Origin of the sequence: Pandoraea apista, assembly GCF_001465595.2 — a bacterium.
Taxonomy (GTDB): Bacteria; Pseudomonadota; Gammaproteobacteria; order Burkholderiales; family Burkholderiaceae; genus Pandoraea; species Pandoraea apista.
Window position 1 is genome coordinate 161,225 of record NZ_CP013481.2, and the last position, 16,592, is coordinate 177,816.

Genomic DNA, 16,592 nt, shown 5'->3' on the forward strand with positions numbered 1-16,592 from the left:
GGGCGCCTCATCATGTCGAAGCTGTCGATGCTACCGCGCGCTGCGGCGGGCGGACTTATGGGGACGGTCGCGCTGCTCGCGACCGTGAGCGTCATGCTGGGCGCCTGTTCGAGCCCGCCGACCGTAGTGACGCCGATGTCGGTGATGCCCATGCCGCGCGTGGCCAACGTGCAGACGGAGGGGGCCATCTACCAGCCGACCTCCGCCACGAATTGGTTCGAGACGCCGGTGGCGCATCGCGTGGGCGATCTGCTCACGATTGCGGTCTCGGAAAGTTCGTCGGGCAGCAATAAGTCGCAGAGCGACCTTGGCCGTAACGCGAGCGTGACCGCCAAGAGCGCCAAGGCCGACGGGGCCGATTCGGTGCTGGAACGCTGGTTCAACATCGGCCAGACGGCGAGCAGCTTCAAGGGCAACGGCACGAACAGTTCGGCGACGGCGCTGACCGGCACCCTGGCCGTGGCGATCGTGGAGGTGCTGCCTAACGGGGCTTACGTGGTCGGCGGTGAAAAGCAGGTCATGCAAGGCCGGAACATGGAGACGTTCCGCTTCACCGGCGTGGTCAACAAGTTCGATATTTCGCCGGGTAACGTGGTGGCGTCGAGCAAGGTGGGGCAGGCCAAAGTGGCACGGGTAGAAGACGGGCAGATCGCCGACAGCGCCGCTGGCGGGTGGTTGCAGAACATCGTGCTCGGTGTGTCGCCTTTCTGATGAAGCGCCTTGCGATGGTGATGGCGCTGGCAGCGGCGGCCAGCGCGAGTCTGGGCGGGTGTCTGTTCACGACGCCGGTACCGGTGCTTGCGGCCCAGGTGGCGTCGAGCGTCGTGGCCACGGGGGTCGTGATGTCGGATCAGTTGCCATCGGTGGTGCCGCCGACGGAGCCGGCTGCGCCCGAGTTGCTCTCGAGCAACCTGTGTATCGAGCTGGCGCCGGACGGCATTTCCGACCTGCTTCCCGCGATTCAGGGCCGGCTGCGCGCCTATGGCATCGTGAGCATGATTTACAGTCCGGGGACTTCGCCCACGGGTTGCGTTGTACTCAACTACGCCGTTCGACGGGCATGGCGCAACGCGTTGTGGGGAAACTCGCCGACCGAATACCTCGCCTACGCCACACTGACGCTGAGCAAGAACGGCTCGGTGATCAATACGGTGTACTTCGACGGCAGGTCATCGACGGTACAGTCGTGGTCGGCATCGAACTCACGCATTGCGCAGTTGGTGGATCGGCTGGTGGTGTTTTGACGCCAAGGAACGGGGCTGAGGCAAGGGCATCGCTGCCCGGAATATGGCCGGAACGCCGGAAGCCGTTCGAACTGGCAATTTGGCGCGCCCGACTGGAATCGAACCAGTGACCCTCGGCTTCGGAGGCCGATACTCTATCCCCTGAGCTACGGGCGCTATGCTGACCACCGGTGAAGAGGGCGCGAACGCGCTACCGGCAGGCAAAGAGGTAGAAGCATAGCGGTTTTGCCGCTCGCCGTCCATGCCCCGTGCATACGCATGCCCCACAATGCGGCAATTCATTGCCGTGCGCCCCGCTCGCGCGGATTTGCTGTGACTGCAGCCCCTCCGTAATTTGCGCACGAAGTATGCGGAACATGGCTTTGGGTTTCGCGTAAGTTAGGGAAAATACGGGACTTTTGCGGCGTCTGCGCACCGCCTTGACGTGTCATCGGCCGAGGGTTTGTTGCTACAATGGCTCGTTATTTGACTGGATGGCGCCGACTGTCCAGTGTGATGCACTCGGTTTCCACAAAAACTATTGAGAGATCCCGCATGAGTGAAGCACATAACGAGCATGAGTCTCTGATCAAAACACCCAAGCAGCTCATCGCCGCAGTCATCGCCGGTTTTCTCGTCCCGATCGTCATCATCGTCTTGCTGGTCAATTACGTGGGCAATAACGCCCTGACCGGCGCCGGCAGTTCCGCCATGACCGAACAAGCCATTGCCGAGCGTATTGCGCCGGTGGCCAAGGTCGAAGTCAAGGATGCCAGCGCCCCGCGCGTCTATCAGACCGGCGAGCAACTCTACAAAGCGGTTTGCGCCGCCTGCCACGCGGCCGGTACCGCCGGCGCGCCCAAGGTGGGCTCCGCCGACTGGGCCCCGCGTATCGCGCAGGGCTACGACGAAATGCTCAAGATTGCGCTCGCCGGCAAAGGCGCAATGCCTCCGCGTGGCGGCACCAGCCCCGACGACGTAACGGACTATGAGATCGGCCGGGCCATCGTCTATATGGCTAACGCCTCGGGCGGCAAATTGCAGGAACCGGCCGAGCCGGCCCAGCCGGCCTCGGGCGCCGCTGCGGCACCGGCATCGGGCGCGCCTGCCGCGGCGTCGGGAGCCGACGCTGGCTCCGCAGCGGCGGCTGCGGCCGCCATGGCCTCACTCAAGACCGCTGCCCCGACCGCTGCCGGTGCGGGCAGCAACCTCGACGCCGGTAAGAAACTTTACGACACGGTTTGTATGGCCTGCCATGCCAGTGGCGTGATGAACGCTCCGAAGTTCGGCGACAAGGCCGCCTGGGCGCCGCGCATTGCCACCGGCATCGACACGCTGCACAACGCCGCCATCAAGGGGTTGAACGCCATGCCGCCGAAGGGCGGCGCTGCCAACGCGTCGGACGACGATGTCAAGGCCGCCGTCGACTACATGGTGAACGCAGCCAAATGAGCCGCGTCGTGCCGTGAGCCGTTCCTGCGGTTCGGCAGCGCAGGTCGCATGACGCTCGCTGGCGCCATTCCCATAAAAAATCCCCGCTTCGGCGGGGATTTTTGTTTCCGGCGTTGCGCCGCAGCAAAACAAGGCCGGGTCACACTCTCACGACCATCTGCGGGTCGAATGCGGCGTTCTCTACACGCCCCTCGAAGCAATAACCACGAGGATTGCACAGCACCCGGGTGCGACCCACCCGATAGTCGAACGAATCGTGCGTATGGCCGTGCACCCACAGGGCGGCGTCGGATTGATCGACGAATGAAGTTAAATCCGAAATGAAGGCCGGATTGACGAGCGATCCGGCAAAGCGCGGATGAATGCTCTGCGGCGTCGGGGCGTGATGCGTGACCACGACCGTCGGGCCGTCGTGCGGGGTGACGAGAGCGCGCGAGAGCCACGCGACGTTCTCACGGCATAGCGCAGCACAGTCGTCCGGTGAGAAGAACGGCAGGTCGGACCACGGCGCGGCCTGGTCGCCAATACGAATGCGCGTGAAGTCGCGCACGAATTTTTGGGACTCCTCGACCACGGCATCGTGCTTGCCTTCGGCGTCGTACAGCGCAAAGTCGGTCCACAGCGTGGTGCCGACGAAGCGTACACCGTCGATCACGACCGCGTTGCGTTCGAGCATATGGACGTTGGTGTTGGCAGTGAGGCGCCGCAGCTCGGCCAGCGTGCCCGCGAGCGTTGCGCCGTAGAACTCGTGATTGCCGGGAACATAAATGACGGGGCGCGGCAATTGCCTCGCCCACTCGATGGCTTGCGCCGGCCGGCTGATATCGCCGGCAAGAATCGTGACGTCCGCCTCGACGTCGGGAATGGCCAACGGCGCTACGGACAAATGCAGGTCGGACAGGATATGCAGTCTCACGCACCACGCTCCACAAAGGCTTGAGGATCGGTGCCGCACACTCGTTGGCGTTGTGCGTGCCAGGCGCATCGCATGCGCGCCGCTGAGGTGGGCATTGGACCGAAATCAACGCAATTCGCGCATCATTTGGCCCGTTTTTCACCGACTATCGCCCGGCCCGCACCGATGGTCAAGATGTCTTTGTCATCGAAAGAATGCGCCTCTATAGTGAAACCTCACCTGACGAGTGGAGGCGAGCCTATGCGCAAACTGTTGGTTGCTGTTCTGCTTTGTTTGACCGGTCTGGCGGGTGTGGTAGTGGCGTCGAGCCCGGCAGCCGCTTGCGATCAGACATCTTCGGGTAGTGGCAAATAGCAGCAAGCATTGACTTCACGGTGCGCCCTACCGCCGCCGACAGCCCCGGTCGGATGTCGCCGTTCCTCAAGCCAGCCCCCGTACGCGGGGGCTATTCGTTTGTCGTTTGCCGACAGCGACTGCCCGGCGGCCTTATGCGCCCGACGATGACGGGGTCTTGTTCGCCCCGCCGGCGAGCATGGCTTTGAGGCTCGCGAGCCGGTCCTTCGGCGACATGGGCGCGTCTTCGGGCGGCGGGGGCGGCGCTTCGTCGAGTTGCATCTCCGACACGAAGCGCGACACTTCGCAAGAGAAGGTTTCCCGCGCCCGTTTGCGCTTCTTGCACCACGACAATTGCAGCGTGCGTTGCGCGCGCGTGATGCCCACGTACATCAGGCGGCGCTCTTCCTCGATCTTCTCGGCGGTGACTTCCTCATCCTCGCGGATGTGAGGAAGAATGCCTTCCTCCACGCCGACGAGAAACACATGCGGATACTCCAGCCCTTTCGATGCGTGCAGCGTCGACAGGCGCACCGCGTCGGGATCGTCGCCGTCGCGGCCTTCGAGCATCGACATCAGCGCAATGGTCTGGGTGAGTTCCATCAGGCTCTTGGCGTCGTCGTCCAGATCGTCGGGATTGTCCAGGCCGGTGGCCTCGGCTGCGCTTGCGCGTGTGCCTTTGCGCTTCATCCATTCGAGGAATTCGAGTACGGTCGTCCAGCGCGACTGCGCCTGACGCTCATCGAATGTGTCGTACAGATACGCCTCGTAGTGAATGCCTTCCATCAGGTCGTCGATGACCTCGTTGGCCGGGTCGCGCGAGGCCCGCGCCGCGATGCGCTGAATGAAGTCGCAGAACGCACGCAGCGGTTCGAGCTGACGGGGTTGCAAGCGCGCTTCGACGGCTCCCATATAGACAGCTTCGAACAGCGAGACCTTCGCCTGTCCCGCAAAACTGCCGAGCACTTCGAGCGTGGTGCTGCCCACACCCCGGCGCGGCGTGGTCACTGCGCGGATGAAGGCGGGATCGTCGTCGGGATTGGCCAGCAACCGCAGGTACGCGCACAGATCCTTGATTTCCGCCTTGTCGAAGAACGACTGACCGCCCGAGAGCACATAGGGAATGCGTTCGCGCCGCAGCACCTGTTCGAAGATGCGCGCCTGGTGATTGCCGCGATAGAGGATGGCGTAGTCCCGGAACTCCGCACGCCGCTCGAACTTGTGCGCCGACAGACGAAACACCACCGACTCCGCCTCATGCTCTTCGTCGTTCATCGCCGTCACGGTGATCGGATCGCCCAGCCCGTGTTCACTCCACAGCTTCTTCTCGAAGATTTTCGGATTCTTCGCGATGACGTTGTTCGCCGCCGTCAGAATGCGCGACGTCGAACGGTAGTTCTGTTCCAGCTTGATGACCTTGAGCGTCGGAAAGTCCACCTGCAACTGCTTGAGGTTTTCCAGCGTGGCGCCGCGCCAGCCGTAGATCGCCTGATCGTCGTCGCCCACGGCGGTAAACGCCGCACGCGGGCCCGCGAGCAACTTGAGCAGCAGGTACTGGCAGGTGTTGGTGTCCTGATACTCGTCGATGAGCAGGTAGCGCAACTTGTTCTGCCAGCGATCGCGCACTTCCTCGTCGCGGGCGAAGAGTTCGGCGGGCAGGCGGATAAGGTCGTCGAAATCGACCGCCTGATAGGCCTGTAGCGTGGCCATGTAATTGCGATACACGAGCGCGGCCTGATGCTCGTCGGCGGTCTCGGCGGCGGCCAGTGCCGTTTCGGGCGTGACCAGTCCGTTCTTCCAGAGCGAGATCGCCGTCTGCACGCCGCGAATCATCGCCTTGTCTGTCGTGCCGAGTTGCTCCTGAATCAGTCCGAAGCAGTCGTCCGAGTCGAGGATCGAGAACTGCGGTTTCAGCCCGACGTTCGCTGCCTCGCGGCGCAGAATCTGCACGCCCAGCGAGTGGAACGTACAGATCGTGAGCTGATTGACCGGCACCTTGCGGCCTTCCTTGCCGGGCGTGCTGAGTGTCTTGCCTTCGAGCTGCTTGGCGACGCGTTCGCGCATTTCGGCGGCGGCCTTGTTCGTGAAGGTCACGGCGGCGATGTGCTTCGGCTCGAAACCCTTCGTTTCGATCAGCCACGCAATCTTTTGCGTGATGACACGTGTCTTGCCGCTCCCCGCGCCGGCCAGCACGAGGCATGGGCCGTCGAAATAATGCGTGGCTTCGTTCTGAGCAGGATTGAGCGGAAAAGACGACATGGTGTGAAGCGATGGGGGTGAGTGCGATGACCGCCGGGTATCGGCGAGCCGCGGTGGGCGCGTGTCGCCATGGGCATCGAAGCTGGCAAGCGCCAAGGGGTGGGCAAGTCTATCACGCGGGCCAGGCGCAGCCGTGACACCGGTGCGCTCGCGCGCGTGCGCACTGTGGGGCTGGCGCGACGCATCGCCGTCGGGTTCGCCCGGCATGCTGGCGTCGACGTTGGCGGGGTGCCTATAATAAAAAACGTTGCCATCGTGGTGGGGTCGCCGTGCAATGTCCAGCCTGTGGGACGAACAATGCGCCGCGTGCGCCGTACTGTGAGAAGTGCGGCGCGAAACTCGCGGATGCCGAACCCGGTTTTCGGGATGACCGTCTGGTGGCGGGCGCCGCCGGCGTCGGTGCGCTCGACAAGATAAGGGCGCCTATGGCCGATACACGTGACGAAACAGCGCAAATGGCTTCCGCCGTGGAGAATGCCCCCGCGCGCCGCGTCAAACGCGAGCGTGGCGAGTCGCCCGGCTGGATCAACGGCGCGCTGGTGTTCGGTACGGCGATTTTCGCCGCCGTGGCGTTGCTTGGCATCTGGTGGAATCTGCGGGCTCCTTATGTCGATCCGGTACCGAAAGCGCCCGGGGGGCTGGCCGTCACGCCCTTCGGTACTCCCATAGACGCACCGCCTGCCGTCGCTTCTGGCGGCGCGGCGCTCGAAGCCGGTAACGTGCCGAGCGAAGCGTCTGCCGCACTGGCGCGGGCACAGGCGCTGGCCGCTGTCGACGCGGCAGCGTCCGGCGCAGCGGCCGACGTGGCCTCTGCCAGTCAACCGGCGCCGCTGACGGCGTCTGCCGCCACGGCCGCGCTGACCGCCGCGGCAACGGCAATGCCCCCGGCGTCCGCCAATAGCAGCGCCCCGGACGACATGATGCAACTGCTAAGCCGTCGCGGCACCGGTAGCAGCACATCGCGCCCGGCGGCGAACGCGGATCTGCCTGCCCATTACGATAACAACGACATCGGCCCGATCGCTGCCGAAGCCCAGCGCTCGGCGGCGCCTGCGTCGGCGCCATCGGCCGCGTCGGCAGCGTCGGCACCTGCCGCGATCGCGGCGGCGCTCGCGCAATGCGATCGCTATCGGTGGTACGAAGTGATACCGAAGCAGCGTTGTATCTGGGCGGTCTGCAATGGCCGCTGGGGCAAAGACGGGTGTCCGGCGGGCACGAACCCCGGCGACTCGCACTGAGCACGTTCTCACGGGGCGTGATCAAAATCACGAACGTTTCCGGGACTTGAGGGCAGACGGGAAAGGCACGACTGACGGCGCACAGCGCCGATTCCCGCTCAGGTATCCTGCGTCAAATTGACAGCCTCCGGCTTTCGCCGTAAAGTGCGCGAGCGTGGTCGGGAGAGCGCACCGGGAAGCACATGCCGGCGCCGCCGAAGGGGTAATACCCACAAACTCTCAGGCATCAAGGACCGTCCGCGCCGAAGGCTTTGCCTTCGATCTCTGGAGAGCGGTTGCGGCGTGCCAGCCACGCGAACAACCCACCGAAGGGGCCGGTAGCGTGGCATCGCGCACAGCGCGTCACCCGCACCGGGCAATCTCTCAGGTACCAAGGACAGAGGGGTCATCTCGCCAACTGGCATTGCGCCGGCTACGTGCGTCAGCACGCGCCGGACGTGAAAAGTGCCGGTCGTCGAGATGACCCCTTTTGCGTTTTCGGACGGTGTTTTCCGAAATCCCTGAACCTTGTGCCTCCGAGGCCCCGACGCTCCGATGACCGAACTCAAACGTACCCCGCTCAACGATACGCACCGCGCCGCAGGCGCCCGCATGGTCGACTTCGGCGGCTGGGACATGCCGGTGAACTACGGCTCCCAGATCGAAGAGCACAATGCCGTGCGCACCGATGCCGGCATGTTCGACGTCTCGCACATGTGCGTGGTCGATCTGCACGGCCCGAGCTGCCGCGAATTCCTGCGCTATGCCGTTGCCAACAATGTCGACAAGCTGCAAACCCCGGGCAAGGCGCTCTACACCTGCATGCTCAACCCGAGCGGCGGCGTGATCGACGACCTCATCATCTATTTCATCGCCGAAGACTGGTTCCGCGTCGTAGTGAACGCGGGCACGGCCGACAAGGATCTTGCCTGGCTCGGTCAGCTCAACGCCCACGGCGACTACAGCCTGACGATCACCCCGCGCCGCGATCTGTCGATCGTTGCCGTGCAAGGCCCGAATGCGCGTGCCAAGGTTTGGCAAGCCGTGCCGGGCAGCCAGGCCGCGAGCGAAGCGCTCAAGCCGTTCAATGCCGCCTTTGCCAAGGACACCGCCTTCGGCGAATTGATGATCGCGCGCACCGGATACACGGGCGAAGACGGCTTCGAAGTCATCGTGAACGCCGACCACGTGGTGGCCCTGTGGAACGCGCTGGTTGCGGCGGGTGTGCGTCCGGCAGGGTTAGGCGCGCGCGATACGCTGCGCCTGGAAGCCGGCATGAATCTGTACGGTCAGGACATGGACGACGACGTATCGCCGCTCGACGCCGGCCTGGGCTGGACGGTCGAGAAGGAGAGCGAGCGCACGTTCGTCGGAAAGGATTCGCTGCTCGCACGCGGCCAGACGTGGCGCTTCGCGGGCCTCGTACTCGACGGAAAGGGCGGCGTGTTGCGCGCGCATCAGGTCGTGGCGACCGAGGCGGGCGACGGCGAAATCACCAGCGGCACGTTCAGCCCGAGCCTTCAACAATCGATTGCGTTCGCCCGTCTGCCGAAGGGCGTGCCGGATGGCGCCACCGTCCATGTGCAAATTCGTGACAAGCAATTGCCCGCACGTGTGGTCAAATTACCTTTCGTGCGTCACGGCAAGGCCGTGGTGGCGTAAGTGCCACGGTGCGGCGACACGAAGTACCGATAACCGAATACCCCAAACACTGAATCCCGGAGCGTCAACATGGCGAATATCCCCGATAACCTGAAGTACACCGAGTCCGACGAATGGGCCCGCCTCGAAGCCGACGGCACCGTGACCGTGGGCATCACCGATTTCGCGCAGGAATCCCTGGGCGACATCGTGTTCGTCGAGCTGCCGGATACCGGCCGTACCGTGGCTGCCGACGAGGCATCGACCGTGATCGAATCGGTCAAGGCCGCGGCCGACGTTCACTCGCCGGTGAGCGGCGAAATCATCGAGACCAACGAGGAAGTGTCGGGCTCGCCGGATCTGGTCAATGCCGATGCTTACGGCAACTGGCTGTTCCGCGTGAAGCCGTCGAACGCTGCCGAGCTGGACAAGCTGCTCAACGCCGAGCAGTACGCCAAGAAAATCGGCGGCTGATGCCCACAAACGATGCCGCGAGCGCCTCGGCTCTCCCGGCATCGTTTGCGCCGACTTTGCGTTTGCCGTTCGCAATACCCCGCCGTCACTTGCCGTGATCGAACGAGAGATTTGACCCATGAATGCTTTGACTGACCTGCAAGCCCCGCGCCGCTCGCTCGCCGAGCTTGAGCAGCGCGACAACTTCTCCGCGCGCCACATCGGCCCGGATACCCCCGAACAACAGGCGATGCTTACCGAACTGGGTTATGCATCGCGTGCCGCACTGATCGACGCCGTCGTGCCTGCATCGATTCGCCGCGACGGCGGCCAGTTCGCCAAGTCGCTCGGTCAGTTCGCCGCACCGAAAACCGAGTCGCAGGCGCTGGCGCAATTGCGCGCGCTTGCCGACCAGAATCAGGTCTTCAAGTCGTTCATCGGTCAGGGCTACTTCAACACGTTCACGCCGGGCGTGATTCTGCGCAACGTGCTCGAAAATCCCGCCTGGTACACGGCCTACACGCCGTATCAGCCGGAGATTTCGCAAGGCCGCCTCGAAGCGCTGCTCAATTACCAGCAGATGATCATCGACATGACGGGGCTGGCGATCGCCAACGCGTCGATGCTCGACGAAGCAACCGCCGCCGCTGAGGCGATGACGCTGGTCAAGCGCACGGGCAAGTCGAAGTCGAACACGTTCTTCGTGGCCGACGACGTGCTGCCGCAAACCATTGAAGTGGTGCAAACGCGCGCCCGACCGCTGGGCATCGAAGTGCAGGTCGGCCCCGTGGCCGCCGCGACCGAAATCGATGCGTTCGGCGTGCTCGTCCAATACCCGGGCGTGGGCGGCGACGTGCGCGATTACCGCGCGCTGGCCGATGCCATCCACGCCAAGGGCGGCATGCTGATTGCCGCCGCCGACCTGCTCTCGCTCACGCTGCTCACGCCGCCGGGCGAGTGGGGCGCGGATGTGGCTGTGGGCAACAGCCAGCGCTTTGGTGTGCCGATGGGCTTTGGCGGCCCGCATGCGGCGTATCTGGCCACGCGCGACGAACTCAAGCGTTCGATGCCGGGCCGTCTGGTCGGCGTGTCGGTCGACTCGCAGGGCAAGCCTGCGCTGCGTCTGGCACTGCAAACGCGCGAGCAGCACATTCGCCGCGAGAAGGCCACGTCGAATATCTGTACCGCGCAGGCGCTGCTCGCCATCATGGCCAGCATGTACGCCGCGTATCACGGCCCGCAGGGGCTGCGCGTCATCGCCGAGCGCGTGCACCGTCTCACGGCCGTGCTGGCCGCCGGCCTCACCGCCCTCGGCGCCGCGCCGCGCAACGCCACGTTCTTCGACACGCTGACGGTGCCGGTGGCCGGCCGCGCCGATACCGTGCATACGGTAGCCGCCGCGCGCCGCTTCAACCTGCGCCGCGAAGACGCCAACACCGTGGGTATCTCGCTCGACGAGACGAGCACCCGCGACGACGTGATCGCGCTGTGGGAAGTGGTGGCCGAGGGCCTGGGCAAGAGCGCGGTTTCGCTGGACTTCGACGCCATCGAGCGCACGGTGTCGAACGGCTATCCGGTGGCGCTGGCGCGTCAAAGCCAGTACCTGACACACCCGGTCTTCAACCGCTATCACTCCGAACACGAAATGCTGCGCTATCTGCGCAGCCTGTCGGACAAGGATCTGGCGCTCGACCGCACGATGATCCCGCTGGGCTCGTGCACGATGAAACTCAACGCCACGTCGGAAATGCTGCCGGTGACGTGGCCGGAATTCGGTCAGATTCACCCGTTTGCACCGGCGGAACAAACGGTCGGCTATCGCGCGATGATCGACCAGCTCGAGCAGATGCTGGTGGCGGCCACTGGCTACGCGGCCGTGTCGCTGCAACCGAATGCCGGCTCGCAGGGCGAGTACGCCGGTTTGCTCATCATTCAGGCGTATCACGCGTCGCGCGGCGAAGCGCATCGCGACATCTGCCTGATTCCCGCTTCGGCGCACGGCACGAACCCGGCGTCGGCCCAGATGGCCGGCATGCAGGTCGTGGTGGTCGCGTGCGACGCCAACGGTAACGTCGATCTGGCCGATCTGAAGGCGAAGGCCGAGCAGCATCGAGACCGTCTGGCCGCGATCATGATGACCTATCCGTCCACGCACGGCGTATTCGAGGCAGGTGCGCGTCAGATCTGCGAGATCGTGCACGCGAACGGCGGTCAGGTGTATGTCGACGGCGCGAACATGAACGCGATGGTCGGCCTGTGCGCACCGGGCGAGTTCGGGGGCGATGTCTCGCACCTGAACCTGCACAAGACGTTCTGCATTCCGCACGGCGGTGGCGGCCCGGGCGTGGGGCCGGTGGCGGTAGGCGCGCATCTGGCGCAGTTCCTGCCGAATCAGCGCTCGACGGGCTATTCGCGTGACGCCGACGGTATTGGCGCAGTGTCGGCCGCGCCGTACGGTTCGGCGTCGATTTTGCCGATCTCGTGGATGTACGTTGCCATGATGGGCGCGCAGGGGCTGACGGCTGCGACGGAAACGGCCATCCTCAACGCGAATTACCTCGCGAAGAAGCTCGCGCCGCACTACCCGGTGCTGTATTCGGGCCCGGGCGGCCTCGTCGCGCACGAGTGCATTCTGGACCTGCGTCCGCTCAAGGACACCAGCGGTATCACCGTGGACGACGTTGCGAAGCGCCTGATGGACTTCGGTTTCCACGCCCCGACGATGAGCTTCCCGGTGCCGGGCACGCTGATGGTCGAGCCGACCGAGTCGGAATCGAAGCACGAACTCGATCGCTTTATCGAAGCGATGGTCGCGATCCGTGAGGAAATCCGTGCAGTGGAAGAGGGTCGTGCCGATCGCGAGGACAATCCGCTCAAGCACGCCCCGCACACGGCCGATGTCGTGACGGCGGACGAATGGCCGCACGCTTACGCCCGCAGTCAGGCGGCGTACCCGGTGAAGGCACTGCGCGAGCGCAAGTACTGGCCGCCGGTGGGACGTGCCGATAACGTCTATGGCGACCGGAACCTGTTCTGCGCCTGCGTACCGATGAGCGACTACGAATAAATCGTCGCAAAATCTCGACAAACGGGGGCTGGCAGAAACATTGCCGGCCCTTTTTTGTCTCTATGGATGTAACCCGGATACGTCAGCCTGACGGTATTCGTTGCGTCACAAATATGTTTTAGAACTTCAGGAAAGCCCCATGGCCGTTTCAGTTTTCGATTTGTTCAAGATCGGTATCGGACCGTCGAGTTCGCATACCGTGGGGCCAATGCGCGCGGCGCTGATGTTTGTACAGGGATTGGAGCGCGACGGCCTGTTGCCGCAGGTGGCGGCGGTGCGTGCCGAGTTGTACGGCTCGCTTGGCGCTACGGGCAAGGGGCACGGTACCGACAAGGGCGTGCTGCTCGGTTTCATGGGAGAAGCCCCCGATACGGTCGATCCGTCGACGATTGCGGAGCGTCTGGCGGCGTTGCGTCGCACGAAGGTGCTGTCGATTCTCGGCAAGCACGAGGTGCCGTTCGTCGAGAAGGAGCACATGGTGTTTTACCGTCGCGAGGCGATGGCCGAACACCCGAACGGCATGAAGTTCCATGCGTTCGACGGCGCGGGCAACAAGCTGCGCGAAGGGCGCTACCTGTCGGTCGGTGGCGGGTTCGTGGTAACAGCGGGGGCGTCGAACGCGCAGGTGCTCGCCGCGCACGATCAATTGCCGTATCCGTTCCGCACGGGCAAGGAACTGCTGGAGATGTGCCGTGCGAGCGGCAAGAGCATCGCCCAGTTGATGTGGGAGAACGAGAAGGTCTGGCATCACGGCGAGACGGCGGAAGAGGATATTCGTCGCGGCTTGCTCAATATCTGGCACGTGATGCAGTCGTGTGTGACGCGCGGTTGCGGGATCGGTAACGACGAGGCCGATGGCGAACTGCCGGGGCCGCTGCATGTGCGGCGTCGCGCGCCGGAACTGTACCGTCAACTGACGCAACGCGCCGAGCGTACGTTATCCGATCCGCTGTCGGTCATGGACTGGGTGAACCTGTACGCCATTGCCGTGAATGAAGAGAACGCAGCAGGCGGACGCGTGGTGACGGCGCCGACGAACGGTGCCGCCGGCATCATCCCGTCGGTGCTGCATTATTACGACCGCTTCGTACATGGCGCCAACGAGCAGGGCGTGATCGACTTCCTGCTGACTGCGGGTGCGATCGGTATTCTCTACAAGCTCAACGCGTCGATCTCAGGCGCCGAAGTGGGTTGCCAGGGCGAAGTCGGCGTGGCGTGTTCGATGGCTGCCGGGGCGCTTGCTGCGGTGCAGGGGGGGACGGTCGAGCAAGTCGAGAATGCGGCGGAAATCGGCATGGAGCATAACCTTGGCCTGACGTGTGACCCCGTCGGCGGACTGGTGCAGATTCCGTGCATCGAGCGTAATGCCATGGCGTCGGTGAAGGCAGTGAACGCGGCGCGCATGGCGTTGCGCGGCGACGGTGCGCACTATGTGTCGCTCGATTCCGTCATCAAGACGATGCGTGAGACCGGTGCCGACATGAAGACGAAATACAAGGAAACGGCACGCGGCGGGCTGGCGGTGAATATCGTGGAGTGCTGATAGTTTCATTGTGGTAGATGGAAAAAGCCGTGTGGTGAGAGCCACACGGCTTTTTCATTTTGCAGCGACAACGATGAATACGGCCCCGGCGCTTTGAAGTGGAGACATGCAACGACGGCGTATAGGCCAGTTACGCGCCCCCCGTTCTACAACCATATTCGGGCAAACGTGCTGCTTCGATTCCGTACAGATGTTCGCGACGCCGGATTTGACGAAGTGTCGTAAGGGGCAGGGCTGGCGATTTACCAACGATCAACGGCGTTGAGAAGGTGCTGCAGTTTTTCACAACGCGCCTTTCTCATTTCGAGACGCGGCTTCGGTATTTGAGCTCACCCAAAAAATTAATCGGTCAAATCCTAACCCTAAAGCCAGCCGTTCAACCCAGAATGTCCACTTTCCATGTTGCTGCAACCGCCGACGCCCCGTGCAACGCGCTTGCAAGCCGTTCCGAGGGGCATGTCAATGCAAAGCAAGCAGTCCGGCATTTTTCTGATCTCTGCCGCCATCGCCGTGGGTGTGGCTGGCATGCTGATTACGTTCTGGGGCGTCAACTACACGCGTCAATTACGTGTAGAGCGTGCGGAGCGAGTCGGTGAGTCGCTGAAGGTCATGGGTGATGCGACGCAGAGCTTCGCCGTGATGTATCACGATCGTCTGAGCAGGCTGTTCGAGAAGGACGAATCGTTCGCCATCGGTGACGTGAAGTTCTCGGTCGAAGCTGACGACTCATCACGCGTACTGCGAAACTTGTCTGCGGAGAATCTGATCAAGGTCATGAATATTCGGGGCGTTGCAAGCCGGCCCCCGAACGGCATGGGTGATTACGCCATTCGCGTGTATCAGGACTGTGTCAAAAGCCGGTGTGATATCAAAACGCTGGTGTATCTCACTGAGCCCATCAAGCGCACCTATTCGAACGCTCCCGATTACGATGCCGCCGTCACCGCGATGCGAAAGATCGGCACGTTGGGCGGTATGTCACGGCAAGACGCGCCGGATCAATTCCGTTTTCTCGATAATGACGGTGCAGAACGCACGGTGGTAAATCCGGCTGCGAAACCCGGTCTGATCGCTGTGCGCGGCGGACACCAGACAAGTGCAATGGACACCCTGCTCAGTCTCGATGGACGTAAGTCGATGACGGGGAATCTGAATCTGGAAGATAAAAACAGCGGCAACACAGGGGCCGTGACCAATCACGATATTGTCGGTGCCGGCAATATCATGGGGGAAGGAAAGATCCGAATGGGCAGTCTCGACGTGGGGAGTGCGTCGATCAAGGGCACGCTGAATCTGGGGTCGAAACAGAACGATAAGGTGGTCAATAACAATATCGTCAATGCGGGAGACATCGAAGGTTCGGGTCAATTGACAATGGCTGGCCTTCAGGTGGGCAGCGCAACGGTCGGTGCCCTCACTGCCACAAAGGGGGCGACGATTAGTGGCAAGCTGGACCTGCGGAACAATGACATCGACGGCGCCAATGCTGTGGAAGCGAAGTCGGTTCGAGCGGGAAATGTCGAGTCGCGATCATTGAAGTCGACGTCGGGTGTGGTTGAACTCGGCCAGGCTGTTGCGGAAGGGTCGGAATGTGACGTCTTGGGAATCGGTCGCGACGGCACCGGAAGAATCTTGTCCTGCCAGCAAGAAAGTGGCAACAAGTGGAAGTGGAAGCTCTCGACGCTATCCGCCCCGGTTACGAAAGATGTGGTGCCTCAGCCCGTGATTAAACAGATCATTGAAGACAATCGCGGTGACGGATTGTATATCTCAAGCTTCACCATTCCAGGTCCCAAGCGGGACAAAGACGCCGTTGGGTTTCCGCTTCTTCTCGGTAGCAAGGGGGGCGTTTGCAAAGCTGAGAGCGGTGCTTTTGTCATGCTCTATGACTACTGGGACACGGGGCGTCGAGACACTTGGGGTTACGAACATGTTGGCTTTCAAGTCCAGCACGGCGAAGGACCGGGGAGGATGATGTGTCTCACCAAGGGGCGGATTGCGTACATGCAACTCGGTGGCTATGAGATTGCGAAGGGCAGCACCGTGAGGACCCGTGTGGGCGGTCAGTTCTTCATCGGCCATTGGACGCGCGGTAAAAATAAGGACGACGGGTCGAGCGGCTATTCGGGTGAACTAGGTTCTTACTTTTACTTGCCCCAGGGGCACGCGGACTTCGATGCCGAGTTGCGGAAATTTCTTGTGATGCCCACTTCGGGATCGCAGGGGATATATGCAGGGTCCGTGTCCATGGTGCAATCCAACGACGGCTATTGGCGATCGCTGTTCTGATTAGGCACATGATGTATATGGCGATCGCTTCGCGAGCGTCATATGACAGACACATTTCCTGGTTAATCTACGTGCCGATGTCTCCTTGCCTTGTCTTTAAGCCGCGCGGCGTTTGCCGGGCGGCTTTTTTCTTGTTCCGCAGTTGCGTATAGGACTTGACGGAAAAATCTTCTGCTTTTTATCGTGCTGGGCCAAATCT

General features: G+C 62.8%; 11 protein-coding genes, 1 tRNA gene and 2 riboswitches. Of the genes, 9 read left to right on the forward strand and 3 right to left on the reverse strand.

Annotated features, from left to right (window positions below):
* Positions 1-12 precede the first annotated feature (12 nt).
* Positions 13-711, forward strand: coding sequence for a flagellar basal body L-ring protein FlgH (locus tag AT395_RS00715; protein ID WP_042113565.1), 699 nt, complete (start codon positions 13-15; stop codon positions 709-711).
* Positions 711-1,244, forward strand: coding sequence for a hypothetical protein (locus AT395_RS00720; RefSeq protein ID WP_042113564.1), 534 nt, complete (start codon positions 711-713; stop codon positions 1,242-1,244). The genes AT395_RS00715 and AT395_RS00720 overlap by 1 nt, the downstream gene beginning before the upstream one ends.
* Positions 1,245-1,324: 80 nt before the next feature.
* Here the strand turns inward: AT395_RS00720 and AT395_RS00725 are convergent.
* Positions 1,325-1,400: transfer RNA gene (locus tag AT395_RS00725), tRNA-Arg, on the reverse strand.
* A gap of 378 nt (positions 1,401-1,778) precedes the next feature.
* On the opposite strand from AT395_RS00725, the gene AT395_RS00730 reads away from it, so the two are divergent.
* Complete coding sequence (locus AT395_RS00730; RefSeq protein WP_042113563.1) at positions 1,779-2,675, forward strand: c-type cytochrome; 897 nt, start codon at positions 1,779-1,781, stop codon at positions 2,673-2,675.
* 139 nt (positions 2,676-2,814) lie between these two features.
* Here the strand turns inward: AT395_RS00730 and AT395_RS00735 are convergent, their stop codons facing one another.
* Together AT395_RS00735 and AT395_RS00740 are read right to left on the reverse strand one after the other, a co-directional pair.
* The gene (locus tag AT395_RS00735) at positions 2,815-3,591 is read right to left on the reverse strand and encodes a metallophosphoesterase (RefSeq protein ID WP_048628354.1); all 777 of its coding nucleotides are present in this window, start codon (positions 3,589-3,591) and stop codon (positions 2,815-2,817) included.
* Positions 3,592-4,077: 486 nt separating this feature from the next.
* Positions 4,078-6,183 carry a UvrD-helicase domain-containing protein gene (locus AT395_RS00740; RefSeq protein WP_042113561.1) on the reverse strand — a complete coding sequence of 702 codons (2,106 nt, stop codon included), beginning with the start codon at positions 6,181-6,183 and terminating at the stop codon, positions 4,078-4,080.
* A 455-nt stretch (positions 6,184-6,638) separates the two neighbouring features.
* Between AT395_RS00740 and AT395_RS00745 the strand changes: the two genes are divergently transcribed.
* The 6 genes from AT395_RS00745 (at position 6,639) to AT395_RS00770 (ending at position 16,393) form a co-directional block, all read left to right on the forward strand.
* Positions 6,639-7,421: a hypothetical protein gene (locus tag AT395_RS00745; protein WP_058375269.1), complete on the forward strand. Its 783-nt coding sequence runs from the start codon at positions 6,639-6,641 to the stop codon at positions 7,419-7,421.
* A gap of 149 nt (positions 7,422-7,570) precedes the next feature.
* A riboswitch (glycine riboswitch) is annotated at positions 7,571-7,667 on the forward strand.
* An 8-nt stretch (positions 7,668-7,675) separates the two neighbouring features.
* A riboswitch (glycine riboswitch) is annotated at positions 7,676-7,811 on the forward strand.
* Between the two features lie 144 nt (positions 7,812-7,955).
* On the forward strand, positions 7,956-9,062 hold the full coding sequence (gene gcvT, locus AT395_RS00750) for a glycine cleavage system aminomethyltransferase GcvT (protein ID WP_048628352.1): 1,107 nt from the start codon (positions 7,956-7,958) through the stop codon (positions 9,060-9,062).
* A 69-nt stretch (positions 9,063-9,131) separates the two neighbouring features.
* Positions 9,132-9,515, forward strand: coding sequence for a glycine cleavage system protein GcvH (gene gcvH, locus AT395_RS00755; RefSeq protein WP_042113558.1), 384 nt, complete (start codon positions 9,132-9,134; stop codon positions 9,513-9,515).
* A gap of 118 nt (positions 9,516-9,633) precedes the next feature.
* Positions 9,634-12,561, forward strand: a complete 2,928-nt coding sequence (gene gcvP / locus AT395_RS00760; RefSeq protein WP_048628351.1) for an aminomethyl-transferring glycine dehydrogenase — start codon at positions 9,634-9,636, stop codon at positions 12,559-12,561.
* Positions 12,562-12,700: 139 nt separating this feature from the next.
* Positions 12,701-14,104 carry an L-serine ammonia-lyase gene (locus tag AT395_RS00765; RefSeq protein ID WP_048628350.1) on the forward strand — a complete coding sequence of 468 codons (1,404 nt, stop codon included), beginning with the start codon at positions 12,701-12,703 and terminating at the stop codon, positions 14,102-14,104.
* Between the two features lie 462 nt (positions 14,105-14,566).
* On the forward strand, positions 14,567-16,393 hold the full coding sequence (locus tag AT395_RS00770; protein ID WP_042113555.1) for a hypothetical protein: 1,827 nt from the start codon (positions 14,567-14,569) through the stop codon (positions 16,391-16,393).
* Positions 16,394-16,592: the final 199 nt, after the last annotated feature.

Coding starts and splice junctions, on each gene's coding strand:
- AT395_RS00740 (WP_042113561.1), bottom strand. CDS start 6,183: ATGTCGTCTTTTCCGCTCAATCCTGCTCAGAACGAAGCCACGCATTAT.
- AT395_RS00720 (WP_042113564.1), top strand. CDS start 711: ATGAAGCGCCTTGCGATGGTGATGGCGCTGGCAGCGGCGGCCAGCGCG.
- AT395_RS00715 (WP_042113565.1), top strand. CDS start 13: ATGTCGAAGCTGTCGATGCTACCGCGCGCTGCGGCGGGCGGACTTATG.
- gcvT (WP_048628352.1), top strand. CDS start 7,956: ATGACCGAACTCAAACGTACCCCGCTCAACGATACGCACCGCGCCGCA.
- AT395_RS00745 (WP_058375269.1), top strand. CDS start 6,639: ATGGCTTCCGCCGTGGAGAATGCCCCCGCGCGCCGCGTCAAACGCGAG.
- gcvP (WP_048628351.1), top strand. CDS start 9,634: ATGAATGCTTTGACTGACCTGCAAGCCCCGCGCCGCTCGCTCGCCGAG.
- gcvH (WP_042113558.1), top strand. CDS start 9,132: ATGGCGAATATCCCCGATAACCTGAAGTACACCGAGTCCGACGAATGG.
- AT395_RS00765 (WP_048628350.1), top strand. CDS start 12,701: ATGGCCGTTTCAGTTTTCGATTTGTTCAAGATCGGTATCGGACCGTCG.
- AT395_RS00730 (WP_042113563.1), top strand. CDS start 1,779: ATGAGTGAAGCACATAACGAGCATGAGTCTCTGATCAAAACACCCAAG.
- AT395_RS00770 (WP_042113555.1), top strand. CDS start 14,567: ATGCAAAGCAAGCAGTCCGGCATTTTTCTGATCTCTGCCGCCATCGCC.